The following is a 15,920-nucleotide window of genomic DNA, read 5'->3' on the forward strand; positions in this document are numbered from 1 at the left end:
CGCACGGTGACCGCGCCCGCCACGCCGTCCAGCACCCGCAAGGCTTCGACCAGACCCGATTTGGTGTTCGAGGGAAGGTCGATCTGGGTCGGATCGCCGGTGACGATCATGCGCGAGTTTTCGCCCAGACGCGTCAGGAACATCTTCATCTGCATCGGCGTGGTGTTCTGCGCCTCGTCGAGGATGACGGCGGCATGCGCCAGCGTGCGGCCGCGCATGAAGGCAAGCGGCGCGATTTCGATCACTTCGGCGGCAATGGCGCGCTCGACCTTGTCGGCCGGCATCATGTCGTAGAGCGCGTCATAGAGCGGCCGCAGATAGGGATCGACCTTCTCCTTCATGTCGCCGGGCAGGAAGCCCAGCCGCTCGCCGGCCTCGACCGCCGGCCGCGAGAGAATGATGCGCTCGACCATGCCGCGCTCGAGCAGCATCGCCGCGTGCGCCACCGCCAGGTAGGTCTTGCCGGTGCCGGCCGGGCCGATGCCGAACACCAGTTCCGACCGTTCCAGCGCCCGCATATAGGCGTCCTGGTTGAGCGAACGGGCATAGATCGTCTTCTTGCGGGTGGCGATCTGGGCGGCGGAGACCTTGCCCTTGCGTTCCAGCGTTGGCAGGGTCAACTGATCGTCGGCGGCAATCGCCATGCGCACGGCGCCGTCAACGTCGGACTGGCCGATATCGACGCCTTTCTGGAGAATGCCGTAAAGATTGTCCAGGGCGCGGCGCGCCTGCTCGGCGGCAGAAGCGGACCCTTTGATGGTCAGCTGGTTGCCGCGTGAGCGGATGTCGACGCCAAGCTTCTGCTCGAGCCGGGCGAGGTTTTCGTCGAACTGACCATAGAGGGCGCTGGCAAGCTTGTTGTTGTCGAAAGTCAGAACGATGTGCGCCATGTCAGAAGCCCCAGATGCCGGTACCGGGGGCAGGTTCTTCAGCTCTGCTGCGCTCAACCGTCTCTCCTCATCTGCCGAGACCCTCAGGCCAATTCGGCGAACAGGCTGTTGTAGCCCGTCTTCGTGATTCGCACCTGGATAATGTCACCGATTTCGCCGGCCTTTTCATCAACAATAACCGGCTGCAGCCAAGGTGAGCGGCCTACCTTCTGGCCGGCCTGACGGCCGGGCTTCTCGATCAGCGTGTCGATGGTGCTGCCGACGAGGCTCAAGCCGAAGTCCTGCTGCTGTTTCACGAGCAAGGCCTGCAGCCGCTGCAAGCGCTCGTCCTTGACCGCTTCCGGCACATGATCGGGCATTTCGGCGCCTGGCGTGCCGGGGCGCGGCGAATATTTGAAGGAGAAGGCCGAGGCGTAATTCACCTGACGCACCAGCTCCATGGTCGCCTCGAAATCCGCCTCGGTCTCGCCGGGAAAGCCGACGATGAAGTCGCCGGAAAGCGCGATGTCAGGCCGGGCAGTGCGGATACGGTCGAGCAGCGCCAGATAATCCCTCGCCGTGTGCCGGCGATTCATCGCCTTGAGGATGCGGTCGGAGCCTGATTGCACCGGCAGATGCAGATAGGGCATCAACGACGGCAGATCGCGATGGGCCGCTATCAGCTCGTCATCCATGTCGCGCGGGTGGCTGGTGGTGTAGCGCAGACGCGCCAGCCCGGGGATTTCGGCCAGCCTGAACAGCAGGCGGCCAAGGCCCCACTCGTGGCCGTTCTCGCCCTGGCCATGCCAGGCATTGACGTTCTGGCCAAGCAGCGTCACTTCGCGCACCCCGGCTTCAGCCAGGCGCTCAGCCTCCGCGACAATCTGCGCCACCGGCCGGGAAACTTCGGAGCCTCTGGTATAGGGCACGACGCAGAAGGTGCAGAACTTGTCGCAGCCTTCCTGCACGGTGAGGAAGGCGGTGACACCGCGCTTGATGACCTCGGCGCGCTTGGGCTGCGGCAGATGCTCGAACTTGTCCTCGATGGCGTAGTCGGTCTCGACGATCTTTTCGCCGCCGCGCACCCGCGCCAGCACGTCGGGGAGCCGGTGATAGGTCTGCGGGCCGATGACCAGGTCGACGGCCGGCGAACGGCGGATGATCTCGGCGCCTTCGGCCTGCGCCACGCAGCCGGCGACGCCGACCAGCATCTCGCGGCCGGCCAGGGCACGCTCGGCTTTCATGTCGCGGATACGGCCGAGCTCGGAATAGACCTTTTCGGCCGCCTTCTCCCTGATATGACAGGTGTTCAGCAGCACCAGGTCCGCCTCGCCAATGGCATCGGTCGCGGAATAGCCGTCGGCAGCCAGCGCATCGGCCATACGCTGCGAATCATAGACGTTCATCTGGCAGCCATAGGTCTTGATGAAGACTTTTTTCGCTGCCGTGGAAAGCACTGCCGGCTGTCCAGCCATAGTGCCGATGTCGTCGCTTTCTACCGTGTTCAAGTCCATAAGGCGGCTTCTAACGCCTTTCCGTGACAAAAAACAGACGATTCTCAGCCCGCGCCAGCAAGGGCATGCCGGGGCTAGCGGCTCGGCCGCGGGTCGGCAAGCGCCGCCTGCATCATCTCACGCACCTGGCTTTCCATCAGTTTCGACGTCTCCTTGCGGTTCGAACCCTTGGAAAAGGCGATTGCCTCGCCGAAATGCACCTCGACGTCGAGCGCGCCCTCCGCCAGCAATACCTTGAGATGCGGCATCAAATCCTCATCGCCGATCCAGGCGGCAAGCGGGCGATGCCGGCGGCCGAGCGGCACGCCGTGCAGACGCGTATAGGCGATCGCCACCGGCTGGATGAACACCTGTTCCGCCGCGCCTTCCGAAATCGCCATCGAGGCGGCGCCGAACAGCGTGCTCTTGAACGGCAGGACCATATTGCCGTCGCCGGTCGAGCCCTCGGCAAACAGCACCATCGCATCGCCCTTGGCCATGCGGCTGGCAATCTCGCTTGCCTGGTCGCCCGACGAACGCTTGCGCTCGCGCTCGATGAACACGGTACGCTGCAGCTTCGAAAGCATGCCGATCAGCGGCCAGCCTTCCATATCAGCCCTGGCGATGAATTTTACGTCGGCAAAAGAGCCGAGCACCATGATGTCGGTCCAGGAGATGTGATTGGACGCAACCAGCAGCGGGCGCTTGTCGGACAGCGTCCCCTTGACATGGATGCGCATGCCGAGCGCCCTGATGATCAGCCTGTGCCAGATCTTGAGGATGAAGGTTTCCGGCCACCAGCCGGTCTTCATCGACAGTATCTGTAACGGCACGAGGACCAGCGAACCGGCGACAACGAGGCCCAGCGCCAGGAAAATCCTGATTTTCTTGATCATCGCCCCATCCCGGCCGTCTCGCTAGCGAAGATCGCGGCGCATGACAAGCGCGCCGGTCGGTCCGTGTTCGGCCGACCTGTAGTAATTCGGCCGCCTGCCGACCTCGCGGAAGCCCAGCCGGCGATAAAGCGCGATCGCCGCGACATTGGTCTCGTCGACCTCGAGGAACAGCGCTTCGGCGCGCTGCGCGTGCAGTTCGCGCAACACCGCGTCCATCAATTGCCAGCCCAGCCCCTGCCGGCGATGCGATCGCGCCACCGCGACGGTCAGGATCTCGCCCTCGCCTGCCGCAAGCCGCGCCAGCACGAAGCCGACGGGCGGCTTGGAGCCCTGTCCGGTTTCGCGCGCGGCATAGCCGAACACGGTGTCCTGTTCGAGCAAGGCGGCAAATTCGCCATCGGTCCAGGGGCGGACAAAGTCCTCGCGGTGCAGCAGCGAGACCGCCGGACTGTCGGCGATCCTCAGCGGCTCGAGCGCATAGTCCCGGCGGCGTGATTGGAGAAAAGGTATGCGCATCTAATTTTTGTTTTCTTGTTTGACCATGATCTCTGGACAAACGGGAACCGTTGTCCGTGAAAACCGGCTTCCACTTTTCGGGATCATGGTCTGATCCTTGAAAGAATGAACCCGGCCTGCGGCTTGGCGTCGGCGCCGCGCAGATAGAGTGGTTTCGGCCGTTCGCCCGCGCCCTTGGCGGCAGCCAGGCGGGCGTAGGTGACAATGTCGGCGGTGGCCGTCCGAGGGCCGACATCGAATTCGCGCCCGGCCGATGCGCTGATGAGCGCTGCAGCGGTGCCGGCAAGCACCGGAGACGTTGCCATCGCCATTGCCACCACGTCGGCCAGCGTGGCCACGGCCGGACCGTAAGTCAAGACTAACCTTTCGTCGTAAAAGGCCGCGTGGATCTCCTCACGGCCGGCATCCAGCGCCGCCAGCACGGCGCGACCGGGAAATGCCGTCGCTGCTTCGGCAGCCAGCGCCTCCAGTGTCGTCACTCCGATTGCCGGTATCTTCAGCGCCAGCGCCAGGCCACGCGCGGTCGAGACGCCGACCCGCAGACCGGTGAAGGAACCGGGGCCGACAGACACGGCAATGGCGCCAAGACCTGCATAGTCGGTTGCGCCTGCCTCCAGCGCTTCGGCGATGACCGCCATCAGCTGCTCGGCATGGCCCTTGCCGAGATCGAGCACCGAGCGGCCGAGCTCCCGCTTCGCCGTCGCGTCATAGACGCTAGCGGCGCAGAGGTTGGCGGCACAGTCGATGGCAAGCAATTTCATGAAGCAACCGGTTCGAAAGACAATTCCCTGTGCCCGCCACGGCCCGCCACCGCAAGGGGATAGTGCATAATTCGTTAAGCGGCTTCGCTTGTGGCCTATGCGGCCTGCTCGATGCGCAGCATGTGGTTGTCCCAGACATAGTCCGGTTCGGAGCGTGTCGCACCACTGCCCTCGACGATCTCGCCAGCGCCGGTGGTGGCCATGAAGCCGGTTCCATCGGGAGCCACGCCGCAGACCTCGACCAGCGCGCTGTTCGCGACGACCCGTCCGCTGGCCGCATCGAGCACGACAAGCGAGTTGCCTTCCGGCGAGGAGACCGCGACCGTGCCGGCAGCCGGATTGGCGGCGACCGAGCCTATGTAGTTGCGGAAGCCGGACAAAACGTCCTGCGGCATGTCGAGCAGTTGCAATTCCTTGCCGCGCACCGCGCGGCCGACCAGCAGCGGACGATCGGTGCCCGGGCCCCTGTACTGGCAGCCGAACCAGACCGTGCCGGACGGATCGGTGTCCATGTGGCGGATCGACAGCTGATGCAGTGCGGCCGGCAATTCGTGCTTCTCGATGAGGTCGCCGGTGACGCGGTCTATCAATACGTAGGACGGCTTCATGGTCGCAATGTTGAGCTCGGCGCGGCCGTAATCCGGATGGGTCTCGATGCCGCCATTTGCTACCGCAATCGTCCTGCCATCGCCCAGGAGCAGAAGCTCGTGTGGACCCATTCCATAGGTCGGGAACTCGCCGACACGGCTGAATTTCGCCCGCGCATCGTAGACGCCGACGACGCCGGCGGCGTTGTCGAAGTCGTTTTCGGTGGCATAGAGCAGCGCACCGTCGGCCGAAAACACGCCATGGCCGAAGAAATGCCGGCCGGCGATGCTGGCGATGGTCAGCGGCGCATCACGGCCCGAATGGTCGAAAACCACGGCGAAGGTGCCGGGCTGGCGCGCGAAGACCACCGAGCGTTTCGATATGGGATCGAAGGTGACATCGTGGCCGCGATCGGGCAGATCGATCGCATGCAGGACTTTGCCGGCCTCGGACAGGACGGCAGCGCCAAAGCTGCCGTCGCGTTTGACGAAAGCGGTGGCGAAGACGGCGTCGGCCGAAAGCGTCGTTGCCCAGGCCGATGGCGCCATCGCGGCCATGAAGCCAACGCCTGCAGCTCTCAGGAAATCGCGGCGATCTATCAGCGGGGTTTTCAATTCAGTCCCCATCCAGCGAGGAGAAGCCTGCGGTCAGGCCGAATTCAGCGGTCAACCTGGTCCCGATCAGGGTCGACAGGCTGGAGGTGATCAGCGCGAAATGCTCGAGCTTGTCGCGCAATGCCGGATCGGCAAGCGCCTTGTCGATTGGACCGCTGACGGCCTTGGCGGTGGCGACACCGTTGACCAACTGGATGTGGATCGATTCGGCCATCCAGCGCGCATCGGCCGGCAGGGCGTCGCCAAGTTTCGAGGCCTGGAACAGCGTATCGATGCCGGAGAGATTGCCGGCCAGTGACGCGGTGGTGTTTTGCGAGCGCCAATAGATCGCTTGTTTCGGCTTGTCCGCGTCCGGCTTGCCGCCGAAAAACCCTTTCAGGCGCACGTCGCGCACCATTTCCAGCTCATTGATGAAGACGCCGACCAGTTCCGTCACCGCTTCGTTGCCGTCGCGGTAGAGCGCATTCTGCGGCCCCGGATTGGCCCAAATCGCTGCAAAGCCGTCCGGTTTGTTCCAGGCGGCGCTGACCTCGCCGGCCATGGTTTCGATGTTGCCGGCAACAGCAGTGCCATAGGCGCAGCGGTAGGGATCATCCTTGCCGGCCAGTGCATCGGCGCCGTCGCCGTAAAGTACGAACTCCAGCGCGCCCAGCCCCTGCATGGCGACGCTCTTGCCGGCCAGCTGTGCCGGATCTGTGGCGGTTGGATCCTTCGCCGACAGCGCCGCCTGCACCTGCTTCAGGCCAATGCTCTTGCGATCCGGCCAGAACAGCATGCGTTCCAGCCGGTTGTTCTCCTTGATCGGCCCGAAGCCGATGATTTCGGCTGACGACCAGGCATAGACGGTGGCGGAGAATTCGGCGCGTGCGGCATCGAGCTCTCCTTGCGAGGGCGTGACGCACAGCTTGCGCATGGATCCGGTCAAGGCTTCCGCATGCTCGTGCAGGCCGGCATAGGCCGGGCGGACGAAGCCATCGATCGCCCGCTGGATGATGTCGGAGGCTTTGACCGCCGCCGACGCAGGGACAACGCCCAGCAGGGCCAGCGGAAGAGCGAAAAACAATGCAGAACGCTTGAACATCACAGTGACTCCAGGAATTTGAGCAATGCGTCACGCTCGGTCGCGTTAGCGGCGGCAAAACGGTCGCGCGCTTTCTGCGCCTCGCCGCCATGCCACAGGATCGCCTCAGCCAGGCTGCGCGCGCGCCCGTCATGCAGAAAGAAGGAATTGCCGTTGACTGTCTCGGTCAGGCCGATGCCCCACAGCGGCGGCGTGCGCCACTCATTGCCCGTCGCATCGCCCACGGCCTGGCCATCGGCCAGATCAGGCCCCATGTCGTGCAGCAGGAAGTCGGAATAGGGCCAGATCAACTGGAAGGCCTGCGCCTTATTGGGCGTATCGCGGCGCGTGACGAATTTCGGCGTATGGCAGGCAATGCAGCCGATCTCGTAGAATGTCTTTTTGCCCGCGAGCACGTCCGGCCGGTCGAGGTCCCGGCGCGACGGCACGGCCAGGTTCTGCGAATAGAAGGTGACGAGATCCATCACCGGCGGCGGCGCCTCGACCGGGCCAAGACGCTGCTGCACGCCGTTCGGCATGGCGAGGCATTTTGCCTCCGCAGCAGTGCAATCGCCCCAATGCCTCGGCTCTTCGAGCGTCGAGATGCCGATGTCGCCGGCAAAGGCATCCGCCGCCTGCTGGCGGATCGACGCGGTCTGCGCCTTCCAGCCGAAGCGGCCGAGCGTCAGTTCCCCGTTCAGGCTATCGCGCACGATGTTCGGCCTGCCGGAAATGCCGTCGCCGTCCCTGTCGTCCGGATCGGCTTGGGCGAGAATATCAGACGGCGCGATCTGTTCGATCAGGCCCAGGCCGATCATCGGCGGTGTGAGCCGCGGCGACAGCGTGGTGCGCGGGTCAAGCGGCCCGTAGCCAAGGCCGTCAACCGAATAGCTCGGTTTGCGCAAGGAGATCACAGAGCCGTCCGTCAGCTCCACCTTACGTTCCTGGTAATCGATATGCATCCTGCCTTCACCAGGCAGGCCGGGTACGGCGAGCTCCTGCAATTGCCTGCCGTAGACCGGGTCGGGGAAGTTGAGCACCTCATGGTCGGCAAGCGCCGCCTTCTCTTCCACGCTGCTGGCGTCGCGGGCCAGCCGCAGGAACATCGACGTGGTGCCGGGGTCGCCTTGCGGCGGGCGGCCGCGGCCATCCTTCAGATGACAGTTCTGGCAGGCACGTTCGTTGAACAGCGGGCCGAGCCCGTCCGACGCTTGCGTCGAGGATGGCGACGAGACCCAGTTCTTGCGGAAAAGGGCATTGCCGAGCTTGAAGTCGCCCTCTTCCTCGAAGGTGATGTTGGCCGAGGATTGCGAGAAGGAATCGCGGCTGACGTCCTTTCGGGACGTGCCGGCGCCACCTTGCATCAATTCGAACGGCTCTGGCCTGGAAAAATCCGTGGTCGGCCTGGTGACGGCAATGACGCGCGCCTGATCCTTCGCATTGAGGTCGGTGCGCGTGGTGGCGAAGCCGGCCGGCTGAAGATCACCCGCCATCGCCGAAGAGGTAAGCGCCAACACGAGCATGACACAGCGCCGACGCGCCAATCCGGCTGGCGTCTTCTCAGGGGGCGGCGAGCCATTGGCCCGCCGCGAGCGGCGCACGAATTCTAGCAGGCGCCGCATTCCCGCATGCCCTTACTCCGCCTCGTCTGCCGATGCGGCGTTGAGCTGGCCGTATTTCTCCTCGCCAATCGAGGCAAGCAGGTCGAGCTGCGTCTCAAGAAAGTCGATGTGACCCTCCTCGTCGGCCAGCAATTCCTCGAACAGCTTCATCGTCACGTAGTCGCCGGCGTCGTTGCAGATTTCGCGCGAACGCTTGTAGGCGGTACGTGCGTCATATTCTCCGGCAAGGTCGGATTCGAGCACTTCCTTGACGTTCTGCCCGATGCGCAGCGGCGCCACGGACTGCAGGTTCGGATGGCCTTCGAGGAAGATGATGCGGGCGACGAGCTTGTCGGCATGGTGCATCTCCTCGATCGATTCCGCCCGCTCCTTCTTTGCCAGCTTGGCGTATCCCCAGTCCTCAAGCAGACGGAAATGCACCCAGTACTGATTGACGGCGCCAAGCTCCAGAAAAAGGGCCTCGTTAAGCCGCTCGATGATCTGCGGATCGCCTTTCATGAATTCTGCTCCCGTATTGGATGCGCAGGCCTCTGACGCGATCCAGGTGTGAAACGACATCCACGCCGCTCGCCTCCGAGCGAGCGTGGTAGTTTTCGGTGACCCGAATGATCGTTTCCACCACATTTGGGAAGCAGCCGCAACAGCGACCGCGCTTTTGCATTGCATGATAGATTTTCGCCGGCACGATCAACTGCCAGGGATCCTGGTCCAGCAGCCCGACGATCGTCTGCTCGATCTCCTTCTCGGTGATGATGTTGCAATGACAAATCAGCATTGGCTTGCTCGGCTGGCTGACGGCGTCTCCCGCGCCGTGTGGCTTGATCTTCTGGCGGAGGCCGTTGCAAAGCCGGTTGTCCGGCTCCGGGCCAGTCTCCGTCGTTTACCCCTTACTTGAACACCTTGTCCGGCGCGTCGAGGCTGTCGGACCCTTCGAAGGCGATGGTGCTGAGCTTCAGGGAGCCGACGGCGCGCTCAATCGACTTGGTCTGATCGATCAGCGCATCGATCGCCGCCTGGACGGTGGCATTGCCCTCAATGTTGCCCTCGGCGATCTGCTGGTCATAGGCCTCGCCGGCCAGTGCACGCGCCTTGATCGCCTCCATCTTGGCGACCGAAACATCGAGCTTGTCAGACAGTTCCTTGTCGATCGCCGGGTCGGCCGCCTTCACCATATCGGCCACCGAAGGACCCGAAACGATGGTGCCGTCGAGACGCGTGTAGCTCGCATGATAGGCCGCGCGAATGCCGATGGCGTCGTAGAGATGCGAATTGTAGGTGTTGTCGGAGAAGCAATCGTGCTCCTCTTCCGGATCATGCAGCAGTAGGCCGAGCTTCATGCGCTCGCCGGCCAGTTCGCCGTAGGACAGCGAGCCCATGCCGGTGAAGATCGTCGAGATCGCCGTGCTCGGCTCGCCATCGACAAGAGCCTTGCGGGCGGCGCCGTCTTCCTTCCAGTTGCCGACCATCTCCTGAAGATCCGAAACCAGAAGGTCGCTGGCCGATTTCAGATACTCGGCGCGGCGGTCGCAATTACCGCCGGTGCAGTTCTTGAGGTCGTAGTCGGTGTAGGGGCGCTCGCCGGCACCCGGGCCGGTGCCATGCAGGTCCTGGCCCCAGAGCAGGAATTCGATGGCGTGATAGCCGGTGGCGACATTGGCCTCGATGCCGCCGGCCCCCTGCAGCGTGCCGGAGAGGAATTCCGGCGAAAGCTTCGATGCATCGACCTTCTTGCCGTTGATCTCGATCTCCTTGTTGGCGATCACATTGGCCGTGTAGAGCGCGTTCGCGTCCGATTCGGTGCCGTAGCTCTTGGCGACATAGTCGATCAAGCCTTCATCCAGCGGCCAGGAATTCACCTTGCCTTCCCAGTCGTCGACGATCTTGTTGCCGAAGCGGTAGACTTCGGTCTGCTGGTAGGGAACGCGCGATGCCTTCCAGGCGTCACGGGCAGCGTTGAGGGTTTCCACCGATGGCGTGGCGAGCAGCGCGTCGACCGCCTTGTCGAGCGCTTGCGCGGTGGTCAGCGAATCCTCGTATTTGGCGAGCGCGATGTCGGAATAGGTCTTGATGACCGCCTTTACATCTGTTTCCGCCTTTGCCGGCAACACGAATACCGCCGCCGTCAGCAGGGCAGTGGCGCCGATCGCCGCAAGCCTGCTGCCATATCGTGCTGTCATGATCACTCTCCAGTTTCTCGGAAATTCTGTAAACGGCGCGCGCAGCAACCGGCGCCAGGCCATCTGCGGGCCATTGGGCGCAAGAGATGCCGCGCCATCGCGCGGTTCGCGGAAGAAAGACACCAAAATGCCTCCAATCGAAAGGGTTCAAGGCCCAAACATTAAAGGGATGCGCTAACGCGCGAGCTTCCATAAAGCTGCGACACCGTCGGATGTCAATGACAATCCGCAAGAAAAGTCAATCGAAACAACAGTTTAGAATTATTCTAAACTGCGACTGTCAACTTTATGCATTTTCCTGCACCGGTCTTGCCGCTGAACTGTGCGATTGACAGCCGCCATCCCGGATGCGACCCGCAAAAGCTCGCTTGCAGCGGTGCCAGACAATTGCCATCTGGCGGAACATCCTAGGGTAGAATCGGGATTGAGTGCGATGAAGAACGGTGTGGTCATTGTCGGCGCGGGTCATGCGGGCGTGCAAGCGGCCGCAAGTCTGCGCGAGGACGGCTATGACGGGCCGGTGATCCTCGTCGGAGATGAGGACGAACTGCCCTACCACAAGCCGCCGCTGTCGAAGACCTTCATCAAGGATGCCGAGGCCAAGCCACAACCCTTGCGCGGCGAGGCCTTTTACACCGGCAGCGCCATCGACTACCGGCCTGGCGTCAGGATCGATCGCCTCGATGCCGGACGCCGCAGTTTGGATATTGCCGGCGGTGGTGCGCTTGCCTTCGACCACCTGATCCTGGCGACAGGCTCGCGCCCGCGCACGCTGCCGCTGCCCGGTGCCGATCTGTCCGGGGTGCTGTCGCTGCGCTCGCTGGCCGATGCGCGGCTGATCCGCGACCTCAGCGCGCAAACCGACGAAGTCGTCATCCTCGGCGGCGGTTTCATCGGGCTGGAGATCGCAGCCACGTTGAGGGCCGCCGGCCGCACGGTGACAGTGGTCGAGGCGGTGGACCGGCTGCTCGGCCGCGCCGTGGCGCCGGTGGTGGCGAGCCACGTCCGGCAACGGCTGGAAGCGACGGGCGTGCGCATCCTCACCGGCACCTCGATCGCCAGGCTCGAAGGCGAAAACGGTCATGTCGTGGCCGCGATCACCTCGTCAGGCGAAAGGCTGCCGGCGCGCATGGTCATTGTCGGCATTGGTGCCGTGCCGAATGTCGAACTGGCGCAGGAAGCTGGCCTCGGCATCGCCAACGGCATCCGCGTCGATCACCAGATGCGGACTTCGGTGCCGGAGATTCTCGCTATTGGCGATGCTGCCTCTTACCGTCACTGGTTCACCGGCGGCGACGTGCGGCTGGAATCGGTGCAGAATGCCACCGACCAGGCGCGGCTTGCCGCGCGCACGATATCAGGCCATGCCGACGCCTATTCTGCGGTGCCATGGTTCTGGTCCGACATCGGCGACATGAAGCTGCAGATGGTCGGCCTGACCGCCGGCGGCGACAGCCATGTCGTGCTGGGCGACCTGCCCGACAACAAATTCTCGATCTACCACTACGCCGGCGAGCGGCTGCTCGGCATCGAATCGGTCAACCGTCCGGGCGACCATATGCTTGGCCGCAAGATGTTGGGCGCCGGCTTCTCGCCGACGCCGCAGACGGTGGCCGCTGGCCCCGAGGGGCTGAAAGCGGCACTGGCCGCTTTCCTCGAGAATGAGCCCGCCAGAGCGGCGGGATAATTCCGTCCCTCAGGCGCGGCACCTTACTGATCAGGCGGCGCAGACTTCGCGGATCGAGCTTTCCAGAATGTCGAGTGCTTCGTTCATGACTTCGTCCTGGATAGTGATCGGCGCCAGGAAGCGGATGACGTTGCCGTAGACGCCGCAGGTCAACAGGATCAGGCCCTTGTCGAGCGCCTTCAACCGGATCGCATTGGCGATCTCGGCCGAGGGCAGGCCCTTCTTGACGTCGTTGAACTCGACCGCATTCATGAAGCCGAGACCTCTGATGTCGACGATCTCGGGCACGTCGTCGCGGATCGACTGCAGCCGCTGTTTCAGTCTTGCGCCCAGCGTATTAGCGCGGTCGCACAGCTTTTCATCCTCGATCACGTCGAGCACGGCGTGCGCCGCGGCAACGCCGATCGGGCTGCCGCCATAGGTGCCGCCGAGCCCGCCGGGGCCGGGCGCATCCATGATTTCGGCGCGGCCGGTGACCGCCGCCAGAGGAAAGCCGCCGGCCAGGCTCTTGGCCATGGTGGTGATGTCGGCGGCCACCTCATGGTGGTCCATCGCAAACATCTTGCCGGTGCGGGCAAAGCCGGTCTGCACTTCGTCGGCGATCAGCAGCATGCCGTGCTGGTCGCAAAGCTTGCGCAGCGCAACCAGGAAATCACGCGGCGCGTCGTAGAAGCCGCCCTCGCCCTGAACCGGCTCGATGATAATGGCGGCGACGCGGGCCGGATCCACATCGGCCTTGAACAACCGGTCGAGCGCCGCCAGCGAGTCGGCGACCGAGACACCGTGCAGCGGCACAGGGAACGGCGCATGGTAGACATCGCCCGGCATGGCGCCGAAGCCGACCTTGTAAGGCACGACCTTGCCGGTCAGCGCCATGCCCATGAAGGTGCGGCCATGGAAGCCGCCGGCGAAGGCAATGACCGCCTGACGGCCGGTGGCATTGCGGGCGATCTTGATGGCGTTCTCGACAGCCTCGGCCCCGGTGGTGACGAAGATCGTCTTCTTCTCGAACTTGCCGGGCAGCATGCCGTTCAGCCGTTCGGCCAGGCGCACATAGCTCTCATAGGGCACCACCTGGTGGCAGGTGTGGGTGAAGCGGTCGAGCTGTGCCTTGACCGCCTCGATCACCCTGGGATGGCGATGCCCGGTGTTGACGACGGCGATGCCCGACGAGAAATCGATATAGCGACGCCCCTCGACATCCCAGATTTCCGAATTTTCAGCCCGGTCGGCATAAATCTGCGTGGTCATGCCGACGCCGCGGGAAATCGATTGGTTCTTGCGTTCGGAAATGGCTGAATTCTTCATCGTATCCCTCACCGGGCCGGCGCCCGTCCTGTTTGATGCCGTTGAGATGTCTTCTGACCTTATTTCACGTTTTCCTCAAGTCGGCACCACCGGCAGGCGATTGGGCCTGCGGTGGGCAGATCCCGGCGCTTAGCCAGTCGGGCGATACACGTACGAGACCGGTTTCCTTTTCCCGGGGATCGACTATCCTCTGGATGGCCGCGAGGCACCGCGATCAGCGAGCGGCCCGCGGCCGGGGGAGCCCATGAGCAGGAACGTGACTTCGCCCGTCTCGCAGCCATCGGTCAGAGCTCCCGGTCTTTTGTCTTTTCCAGCCGCCCCGGCGCTTTTCGCCTGCACGGCGGCGCTGCTTCTGGCCGGCTGTCAGAAGCAGGAAGCGGTGGACAAGAAACTGCAGATCATGGTGCGCACCGAAACGGTGGCGATGGCCGACTATGCGCCAAGGACTTCGCTGACCGGGGTGATCGCGGCGCGTACGCTGAACAATCTGTCGTTCCGGGTCGGCGGTCGCGTCGCCGAACGGTTTGTCGATGTCGGCCAGCATGTCGATCAAGGCACGGTGCTCGCCCGCATCGACCCGCAGGAGCAGGAATCCGACCTGCGCTCGGCGCAGGCCGATCTTGATGCAGCCAAGGCGCAACTGACCCAGTCCGTTGCCGCCTTCGAGCGGCAGAAGACGCTGCTGGCGCAGGGCTTCACCACCAGGCGCGACTATGACGCCGCGGACCAGGCCCTGAAGGTGGCACAAGGCAGCGTCGAAGCCGCGCAGAGCGCTTTCTCCAACGCCCAGCAAAACCTGTCCTTCACCGAGCTCAAGGCCGGTGCCGCCGGCGTGATCACCGCCCGCCAAGTCGAAACCGGCCAAGTGGTGCAAGCCGCGCAAACCGTCTTCACCGTCGCCGAGGACGGCGACCGCGACGCGGTGTTCAACGTGCAGGAGACGCTGATCGCCAAGACACCGGCATCGCCTGCGGTGACGATCACGCTGTTGTCCGATCCGCAGGTCAGGGCAACGGGCAAGGTCCGCGAAATCTCGCCTGCGGTCGACCCGGCTTCGGGCTCGATCCGGGTCAAGGTCGCCATTCCCGACACGCCCGCCGGCATGCCGCTGGGAGCAGCCGTCATCGGCTCGGTAAGCGCCAAGCCGGCGAAGGCGATCCTGCTGCCTTGGCAGGCGCTGACGTCCAGCGGCGGCAAGCCGGCGGTCTGGATCGTCGATCCCTCGACCAAGGCGGTGACGATGGCGCCGGTCGAAGTGCTGGCGTTCAATTCGGGCACGGTCGTGATCGCCAGGGGGCTGGACGAAGGCCAGAGCGTCGTCACCGCTGGAGGACAGCTGCTCAGCCCTGGACAGACGATCGAGATATCGGGAGCGGGCCAATGAGCCGGACGCCGCGCATCCTGCTCGGCGTGCTCATGCTCGGCGCGCTGGCATCCTGCTCCAGGTCGGAGGAAAAGCCGCCCGAGATCATCCGGCCGGTGCTGTCGATGGTATCGAGCCGCGCACCACGCAAGTCTTCGGTTTTGCCGGATCCGTCGAACCGCAGGTCAGCGCCGACCTGGCCTTCCGCCTGCTTGGCCGGGTCGTCTCGCGCGACGTCCAGGTCGGCGACATCGTCAGCAAGGGCACGACGATAGCGGCACTCGATCCGACCGCGCTGGAGTTGTCGCTCCAGGCGGCCAAGGCGGAACTGTCCAATGCCGAGGCGCAGTTCGCCAACGCCGCCGCCAGCGAGGAACGGCAGCGCCAGTTACTCGCCTCAGCCAACGCCACGCAAGCTGTCTTCGACGCCGCGCAGCAGGCGCGCAAAGCTGCGGAGGCAGGTGTCGAGCGGGCTAAGGCCTCGCTTGCCAAATCGCAGGAACAGCTCGGCTATGCCAGGCTGTTCTCTGATTTCGACGGTGTCGTCACCGCTGTCGGCGCCGAAGTTGGCCAGACGGTCTCGCCCGGCCAGACCGTCGTCACCGTGGCGCGCTCGGACCTGCGCGAGGCGGTGGTCGACATTCCCGACCAATTGACCGGTGATCTCGCGGCCGGCACGCCCTTCCAGGTCATCCTGCAGTCGCTGCCGACGATCCAGACCGGGGCTAAGCTGCGCGAGATCGCACCGCAATCCGAGGGCTCGACCCGCACCCGGCGCGTCAGGCTGACGCTCACGGATCCGCCACAGGCCTTCCGGCTCGGCTCGACGGTGACGGCGACCCGCGTGACCAAGGTGGCACCGACGATCGAACTGCCCATGTCGGCGCTGTTCGAAAAGAACGGTTCCGCGAAAGTGTGGATCGTCGACCCGCAGACATCGAGCGTGAACGCACGCGACATAAAGGT

General features: G+C 64.1%; 14 protein-coding genes and 1 pseudogene. 3 read left to right on the plus strand and 12 right to left on the minus strand.

Annotated elements, in window-relative coordinates; genetic code table 11:
• From EN932_RS12995 to EN932_RS13045, 11 genes are all read right to left on the minus strand, one after another.
• Window positions 1–890 (minus strand): PhoH family protein (locus EN932_RS12995; protein ID WP_245483276.1); only part of this gene is annotated, 890 nt, incomplete at its 3' end.
• An 83-nt stretch (window positions 891–973) separates the two neighbouring features.
• Window positions 974–2,344, minus strand: coding sequence for a tRNA (N6-isopentenyl adenosine(37)-C2)-methylthiotransferase MiaB (miaB, locus tag EN932_RS13000; protein WP_245460982.1), 1,371 nt, complete (start codon window positions 2,342–2,344; stop codon window positions 974–976).
• A gap of 113 nt (window positions 2,345–2,457) precedes the next feature.
• The gene (locus EN932_RS13005) at window positions 2,458–3,258 is read right to left on the minus strand and encodes a 1-acyl-sn-glycerol-3-phosphate acyltransferase (RefSeq protein ID WP_063169990.1); all 801 of its coding nucleotides are present in this window, start codon (window positions 3,256–3,258) and stop codon (window positions 2,458–2,460) included.
• 21 nt (window positions 3,259–3,279) lie between these two features.
• On the minus strand, window positions 3,280–3,774 hold the full coding sequence (gene rimI / locus EN932_RS13010) for a ribosomal protein S18-alanine N-acetyltransferase (protein WP_127369142.1): 495 nt from the start codon (window positions 3,772–3,774) through the stop codon (window positions 3,280–3,282).
• 83 nt (window positions 3,775–3,857) lie between these two features.
• Window positions 3,858–4,535 (minus strand): tRNA (adenosine(37)-N6)-threonylcarbamoyltransferase complex dimerization subunit type 1 TsaB, encoded by a 678-nt coding sequence (tsaB, locus tag EN932_RS13015; RefSeq protein WP_013527910.1) that lies wholly within the window; start codon window positions 4,533–4,535, stop codon window positions 3,858–3,860.
• Window positions 4,536–4,630: 95 nt separating this feature from the next.
• Window positions 4,631–5,737: a DUF1513 domain-containing protein gene (locus EN932_RS13020; RefSeq protein ID WP_127369144.1), complete on the minus strand. Its 1,107-nt coding sequence runs from the start codon at window positions 5,735–5,737 to the stop codon at window positions 4,631–4,633.
• Window position 5,738: 1 nt separating this feature from the next.
• Window positions 5,739–6,818, minus strand: a complete 1,080-nt coding sequence (locus EN932_RS13025; RefSeq protein ID WP_027161771.1) for an imelysin family protein — start codon at window positions 6,816–6,818, stop codon at window positions 5,739–5,741.
• A complete protein-coding gene (locus tag EN932_RS13030; RefSeq protein ID WP_027161772.1) occupies window positions 6,818–8,419 on the minus strand; it encodes a di-heme oxidoredictase family protein in 1,602 nt (533 codons plus the stop codon). The genes EN932_RS13025 and EN932_RS13030 overlap by 1 nt, the downstream gene beginning before the upstream one ends.
• Before the next feature lie 12 nt (window positions 8,420–8,431).
• Window positions 8,432–8,917, minus strand: a complete 486-nt coding sequence (gene bfr / locus EN932_RS13035; RefSeq protein WP_013527914.1) for a bacterioferritin — start codon at window positions 8,915–8,917, stop codon at window positions 8,432–8,434.
• Window positions 8,883–9,194 carry a (2Fe-2S)-binding protein gene (locus tag EN932_RS13040; RefSeq protein WP_013527915.1) on the minus strand — a complete coding sequence of 104 codons (312 nt, stop codon included), beginning with the start codon at window positions 9,192–9,194 and terminating at the stop codon, window positions 8,883–8,885. Before EN932_RS13040 ends, bfr begins: the two co-directional genes overlap by 35 nt.
• A gap of 112 nt (window positions 9,195–9,306) precedes the next feature.
• Window positions 9,307–10,596, minus strand: a complete 1,290-nt coding sequence (locus tag EN932_RS13045) for an imelysin family protein (protein WP_013527916.1) — start codon at window positions 10,594–10,596, stop codon at window positions 9,307–9,309.
• A 433-nt stretch (window positions 10,597–11,029) separates the two neighbouring features.
• Here EN932_RS13045 and EN932_RS13050 point away from each other — a divergent pair, with 433 nt between their 5' ends.
• Window positions 11,030–12,283, plus strand: coding sequence for an FAD-dependent oxidoreductase (locus EN932_RS13050; RefSeq protein ID WP_127368028.1), 1,254 nt, complete (start codon window positions 11,030–11,032; stop codon window positions 12,281–12,283).
• A gap of 30 nt (window positions 12,284–12,313) precedes the next feature.
• On the opposite strand, the gene EN932_RS13055 is transcribed toward EN932_RS13050, so the two are convergent.
• A complete protein-coding gene (locus tag EN932_RS13055; RefSeq protein ID WP_013527918.1) occupies window positions 12,314–13,591 on the minus strand; it encodes a 4-aminobutyrate--2-oxoglutarate transaminase in 1,278 nt (425 codons plus the stop codon).
• A gap of 244 nt (window positions 13,592–13,835) precedes the next feature.
• On the opposite strand from EN932_RS13055, the gene EN932_RS13060 reads away from it, so the two are divergent.
• Together EN932_RS13060 and EN932_RS13065 are read left to right on the plus strand one after the other, a co-directional pair.
• Window positions 13,836–14,975 (plus strand): efflux RND transporter periplasmic adaptor subunit, encoded by a 1,140-nt coding sequence (locus tag EN932_RS13060; RefSeq protein ID WP_127368029.1) that lies wholly within the window; start codon window positions 13,836–13,838, stop codon window positions 14,973–14,975.
• A pseudogene (locus EN932_RS13065) lies at window positions 14,972–15,920 on the plus strand (efflux RND transporter periplasmic adaptor subunit); the annotation flags it as partial. The gene EN932_RS13060 and the pseudogene EN932_RS13065, both read left to right, overlap by 4 nt.

The organism is Mesorhizobium sp. M7A.F.Ca.US.002.01.1.1 (genome assembly GCF_004022955.1).
GTDB classification, from domain to species: Bacteria; Pseudomonadota; Alphaproteobacteria; order Rhizobiales; family Rhizobiaceae; genus Mesorhizobium; species Mesorhizobium ciceri.